The sequence below is a fragment of the Hymenobacter agri genome (genome assembly GCF_054778495.1).
In genome coordinates, this window is the sequence record NZ_BAAGZM010000423.1 from 1 (window position 1) to 3742 (window position 3742).

Annotated in this window: 5 protein-coding genes; 2 read left to right on the forward strand and 3 right to left on the reverse strand. The window is 54.8% G+C overall.

Annotated elements, in window-relative coordinates; genetic code table 11:
• Positions 1-129 precede the first annotated feature (129 nt).
• Positions 130-345 carry a hypothetical protein gene (locus tag ACYVDE_RS16980; protein ID WP_460502740.1) on the forward strand — a complete coding sequence of 72 codons (216 nt, stop codon included), beginning with the start codon at positions 130-132 and terminating at the stop codon, positions 343-345.
• Between the two features lie 318 nt (positions 346-663).
• Here ACYVDE_RS16980 and ACYVDE_RS16985 read toward each other — a convergent pair whose 3' ends face one another.
• Positions 664-909, reverse strand: a complete 246-nt coding sequence (locus ACYVDE_RS16985; RefSeq protein WP_460502741.1) for a Txe/YoeB family addiction module toxin — start codon at positions 907-909, stop codon at positions 664-666.
• Between the two features lie 29 nt (positions 910-938).
• Entirely contained in the window at positions 939-1190 is a 252-nt protein-coding gene (locus tag ACYVDE_RS16990) for a hypothetical protein (RefSeq protein WP_460502742.1), read from the reverse strand.
• A gap of 539 nt (positions 1191-1729) precedes the next feature.
• Here ACYVDE_RS16990 and ACYVDE_RS16995 point away from each other — a divergent pair.
• Positions 1730-1930, forward strand: a complete 201-nt coding sequence (locus ACYVDE_RS16995) for a hypothetical protein (RefSeq protein WP_460502743.1) — start codon at positions 1730-1732, stop codon at positions 1928-1930.
• Here ACYVDE_RS16995 and ACYVDE_RS17000 read toward each other — a convergent pair.
• Entirely contained in the window at positions 1927-3180 is a 1254-nt protein-coding gene (locus ACYVDE_RS17000; protein WP_460502744.1) for a tyrosine-type recombinase/integrase, read from the reverse strand. The genes ACYVDE_RS16995 and ACYVDE_RS17000 overlap by 4 nt on opposite strands.
• Positions 3181-3742 lie beyond the last annotated feature (562 nt).

Genomic DNA, 3742 nt, shown 5'->3' on the forward strand with positions numbered 1-3742 from the left:
CGCACCCGGTATGGCCGTGCAGCCGCAGCCCACCGTGGCCGTAGCTGCGCCCGTTGGCCGTCGCGTGATTCGCGCCACCGCGCCCCTGATTGCCGCCAAGTAATGCATGCACCCTTCAATTGTTGCCTTATGGAAGAAAAACGTAGTAAGCGCGGCCATCGGCCCGATGACGCGGTATTACAGTTGGAGCGGGTGTTTGAGTGTCAGGTAGCGGATTTGGAAACGCACTGCAACGTGAGCAGGGCGGGCGGGATTATCCTGTCTAGCTTCTGGGGCCTCGCCGGCTACTTCGAGACGATGGTGGGGCGCGCAAGGGGGCAGGTACGTAGAAACACGTATTTTTAGCCATTGGCCGGCTTGAGCCTTTCGGCTCGATACGGCAGCCAAGGACTTTCGGGTACATTCAGCAACGAAGCTGATGTTTAAGCCCACAACATGGCTGCTTTCAAAATAGGCGACACGGTATGCCTCAAAGCCGACACGATGCGCATGTGGATTCTTGCCATCACCGAAACTCACGCCCTTTGCCTGTGGCCTGACCGCGCCACACAAAAGGAATACCCCCTTTCCGCATTAGAGCCAAACCGGTTTGAGCCGTCCAGGCTGAACGTACGCAATACGCTGTAAGCCAAAGAGCCCCAACTCATTCCAAGTTGGGGCTCTTTAATAGTGGCCCTTGCACTGAATTACAGACACGGCGACATCATCAACGCGGTACACCAAACGGTGCTCTCCTGTTATTCTGCGCGACCAATAGCCTTGCAGATTGCGTTTCAATGCCTCTGGTTTTCCTGTGCCTTGAAACGGCGTACGAAAGCACTCCTTTATCAAGACGTTGATTTTCTCGGCAATGTCAGGGTCTTCTTTCTGCCAAGCCAAGTAGTCTGCCCACGCGTCTTGGTCCCACATAAGGCCGCGACGCACATCTCTTGCCGCCACTATACCAATTCGTGGCCGACCAAATCGCGGGCAATTAATTGACGGTTTTTGTCGCGCTCAATAGCCGCAAGCAAACGGCTGCCATTGTTGCCGCTGAGCAACTTAGCAGTTGTGTCCATTTCCTCGTGTTCATCTTTTATTGCACTCAATCCGGCCACGCCAACTACCACCATCGCAAGCGCGCCGGCAATAATGCCGACTGTCTCTGATAGCGGGGTGGCCTTATAGCCTTTTGGCAGACGAGCTTCCATATGTCATGAGGAATTTACGAGGCCTATGTATCTAGGTCTTATGACAAATCTAACGACTTTCCTAGCTATGCAGTTCGGCTAATACACAGCCAGACTGACTGTTGCCTTGATTTTTCTATGAATATAAAACACCTAACTTATTAGGCATTACAGCTAAATTGGCATTCAACTTAAAGCAATGGTTTAATGAGAAAAATGTTGAGAAATTTTCTCACAAGGCTTGCGGGCTTTGGGTCCGACCGTGTAGTGGCGATGCTGGATGAATTTTTCACCACGTTCGAGGTTGCATTCAACATGGCTGACCACATTACATAGCAGTGCAAAGCTTAAGACACCAGCAAAGGGTACTCCGCACACGCATCACCCCATACGCCTGCACGGCATTCTGCACGTAAACCGAATGAGGTTGATTCATTTTGGATAGCCCCGGGGTAGGCGGCAATCGGCCCCTTCTTTGCCCCGCGTAGTTCGAGCTGCGCAGGGCTTTTTTGTGGGCAATACCGCACTACCTTTCGCGTTCTCACGCCTACGATTCTGCTATGCAAAAGCTCGCCCTTGCCCTCGCCGCTCTGTTTGCCCTCGGCCTGCTGTTCGTCCTACACGAGCACGCACAGAACGGCCGGTATCAGTCGTCCGAATCTGGCCGGTTTATTACGGACACCCGGACCGGCAACGTGTACGCTCCCGACCCGCAGCATCCCGGCGCATTCTACCTGACCTGCGAGCTGCCCAAACATTAATCCTCCCCGTCCCATATCTTCCGAGAAACCGACACCTGCCGCTTAGTCGAAGTTTGGTTGTAGCGGTTCAGGGTTTTCAGGTCCTTGTGCCCAGTGGCTTGCATTACCACGTCAGTAGGCAAATCGAGGCTGATGGATTGCGTCACGAAGGTACGGCGGCCGGTATGGCACCCGAGCAAGGCGTACTTAGGGTGTGTTTCCACGACCTGCTCCGTAGTTTGCTTATAGTAGCGAATGACTTGAGTAGGCGCATCAATGCCCGCACGGCGGCCTAATTCCTTGATGTATTCGCTCAGCTTCGGATTACTAATCCGCCGCAACTCACCCGATAGATGTTCGTCAAGGATGGGCCGTAGCGCCCGACGAATGTAGACCTCAACGCCGCCCTTGGTTTTCTTCGCAATGACTTGCAGGTGGTCGCCCTTGTCGTTCTCGCGTTGCAGCCGCATCGCGTCGGAATAGCGCAGGCCCGTGTAGCACATGAGCAAGAAAAGCTTCCGGGCGTTTTGCAGGTACGGGGGCAAGTCCTGTAGCGCCTCAATAGCGGCCAATTCCTCGATGGTGAGCGCGAGAATTTTGGGCTCCTTGGCTTTCCAGCCCCAGCCTTTGGTATTGATGTAAGCCGTGTAGCAGCGCTCGGCGGCAAAGGAGAAAAAGCCTTTCAGGATGGATAGCTGCTTGGCAACCGTGTTGTCGGCCATTGGCCTTGCCGAAAGAAAAGCGCCGAACCTGTCCTTGAAGTCCAGGGTGAAGTCCTGGTACCGCAACGGTTTGTCGAGTGTCTTGCAAAATTCAGTCAGGTGCCACAATGTATTGCGCTTGGATGCCGTGGTGGCTTCGCTGTTCTGTGTTCTGGTTCGCTCGATGTAGTCGCCGAAATCAAGGAGCGGCCGCGCAATTGGCTCAACGTGCTCCGCTTCTGTGCTGGCTTCTTTTTCGGCCCGCGTTGGCTTGATGGCCTGCCATATCTCCGTACCCGTGGGGATGGCACCTTGCCTGCGCCGCTGGCCGTAGTATTCGAGCGCCCGCTCTTTCATTCCTTCTAGGTCGGCGTTGAGTTCGCCGTTGGCCTTTGTTTCTACCCCCCTACCCCGCGTCTTGGCTTTCTGCCCCTCAACATCCCACTGGCCGGGATGAACGCGGAGGCCAGTCTTTACTTTGGTTTGCACGCCATCGGCGTAGAACAACATAAAGATGGGCGTGGGTGAGGTGGCCTTGCGGTCACGCAGATGAAGGGAAATGGTCGCCATAGAGAGGGGATTTACATGCCCCTGCCAAGGTAAAACAAAAACATTGGGGCATGAAATGGGGCATGAATTTACAACAGTAATCAACCAAAAGTAATCGAAAATCAAGCTAAATGCACGTAATCCAACGTTATAATGCGTGGATTCCAGCCGCTATGACAGCCTAAAAACCGTGGTTCGAGTCCTCTCTCTACAGCAAAGTCCCGGTCGTGCAAACGGCCGGGACTTTTTGCGTTTACCCAATTGCGGACGCATGGGAGTTGCGGCAGGGCAAGACTGCTAAGGGCGATGAGTAAGCGTGGGACGGGACGCAGTAGATTTTTTACGCCGCCCAATAAGGGTGCGGCCAAGGTTGCGGGTATTACCCCAAACGTTTGCGATTCGCAGCCGCAATCGTTTGGTGCCGGCCCCTCGGCTAGCGTCCTGAAACCACTCTCCTCCTTTTTATCCTCCTCCGTATTCGTATGACCCACCTCTACGCTTCAGCCGGGCACCAGCCGGCTGGCCAGGCCACACGCCGCCTGCTGGCTACTGCGCTGCTGGCCCTGGCGGCAACCGCCGGCCA

What these genes read in the sequence shown, in the direction of transcription:
- ACYVDE_RS16980 (WP_460502740.1), top strand. Translation starts at nt 130, where the DNA reads ATGGAAGAAAAACGTAGTAAGCGCGGCCATCGGCCCGATGACGCGGTA.
- ACYVDE_RS16985 (WP_460502741.1), bottom strand. Translation starts at nt 909, where the DNA reads ATGTGGGACCAAGACGCGTGGGCAGACTACTTGGCTTGGCAGAAAGAA.
- ACYVDE_RS16990 (WP_460502742.1), bottom strand. Translation starts at nt 1,190, where the DNA reads ATGGAAGCTCGTCTGCCAAAAGGCTATAAGGCCACCCCGCTATCAGAG.
- ACYVDE_RS16995 (WP_460502743.1), top strand. Translation starts at nt 1,730, where the DNA reads ATGCAAAAGCTCGCCCTTGCCCTCGCCGCTCTGTTTGCCCTCGGCCTG.
- ACYVDE_RS17000 (WP_460502744.1), bottom strand. Translation starts at nt 3,180, where the DNA reads ATGGCGACCATTTCCCTTCATCTGCGTGACCGCAAGGCCACCTCACCC.